This is a genomic window from Burkholderia sp. Ac-20353 (assembly GCF_017104785.1).
Lineage (GTDB): Bacteria > Pseudomonadota > Gammaproteobacteria > Burkholderiales > Burkholderiaceae > Burkholderia.
The window spans coordinates 1-1,010 of record NZ_JAAGPL010000520.1; the positions used below are offsets into that span (position 1 = coordinate 1).

Genomic DNA, 1,010 nt, shown 5'->3' on the forward strand with positions numbered 1-1,010 from the left:
CCACACGACCGCGCGGCCGAGCGCCAGGTATTCGCGGCGCCATTGCGCGAGCAGCGACGTCTTGCCGTAGCCGGCCGGCGCCTGCACGAGCGTGATCGGGCGTTCGTCGAAGCCCGGCGCGGCGAGGCTCAGCCGCGCGCGGGCGAGCAGTTGCGCCGGCACGCGTGGCGCGGTCGTCTTCAGGACCAGCTCGGTAGGGGCGGTATCGACGGGATCGGGTGGGTGGGCCATTTGGGGAGCAAATCGCGGAGCAAGTCGGGAAGCGGGTCGGCGGAGCAGGTCGGAATCCCGGCCGTGCCGTGCTGGCCAGCGTCCGGTGTGGAACGTGGAGGGAAGGATCGGTCGAACCCCCTCTGTGCGTCAATCCCCCCCGTCACGAGTGGGGCCGCAACGGACCCGTGCCGATAGCATGGGTTCCGACGAATCACGAATCCGACGAGGAGAGCCCCATGACGAATGCAACGACCGGCACGCGAACCCGCGTCCCGCTCGCCGGATAAGCGGAGCAGCGCGATGTATCGCCATCTGCTCGTGAAGGTCGACGGCGCGCCCGGCGGCATCGACGCGGTCGGCCACGCGCTGGAGCTGGCACGTGCGATGAGCGCGCGGGTCACGTTCGTGCTGCCCGACGCCGCGCCGGACTCGTATTTACCCGGAGCGCGGACGCCGGAGCACGGTGCGAAAGTGGAAGCGGCCGCACAGGCACAGGGCATCTCGTATGCGATCGCGCCGGCTTGGCGGGCGCCGCTCTGGGAGCTGGCCCGCCAGCTCGGCTGCGACCTGATCTGCGTCGCGGCGCTGCCATCACGGACCGACGCAGGCGCCGAAGCAGGCACCGACGCAGACGCCTGCACGCAGCGGCAGCTTCTGTGCGCGGCGAGCGGCGTGCCGGTGCTCGTGTGCGCGGTGTCGCACTCGCCGGCCGCGGCGCGCGTGATCGCCCGCTGTCTCGACGCGCATCGCGCGGTGGCCGCGCTGCTGCATGCGCTGACGAGCTGTGCCGCGCAGGC

At 71.9% G+C, this 1,010-nt stretch carries 2 protein-coding genes; one reads left to right on the forward strand and one right to left on the reverse strand.

Annotated elements, in window-relative coordinates; translation table 11 throughout:
- Positions 1-231 (reverse strand): hypothetical protein (locus G3N94_RS41705; protein WP_205799959.1); only part of this gene is annotated, 231 nt, incomplete at its 3' end.
- Positions 232-513: 282 nt separating this feature from the next.
- Here G3N94_RS41705 and G3N94_RS41710 point away from each other — a divergent pair.
- A partial coding sequence (locus G3N94_RS41710) for a universal stress protein (protein ID WP_241022373.1) occupies positions 514-1,010 on the forward strand: 497 nt, incomplete at its 3' end.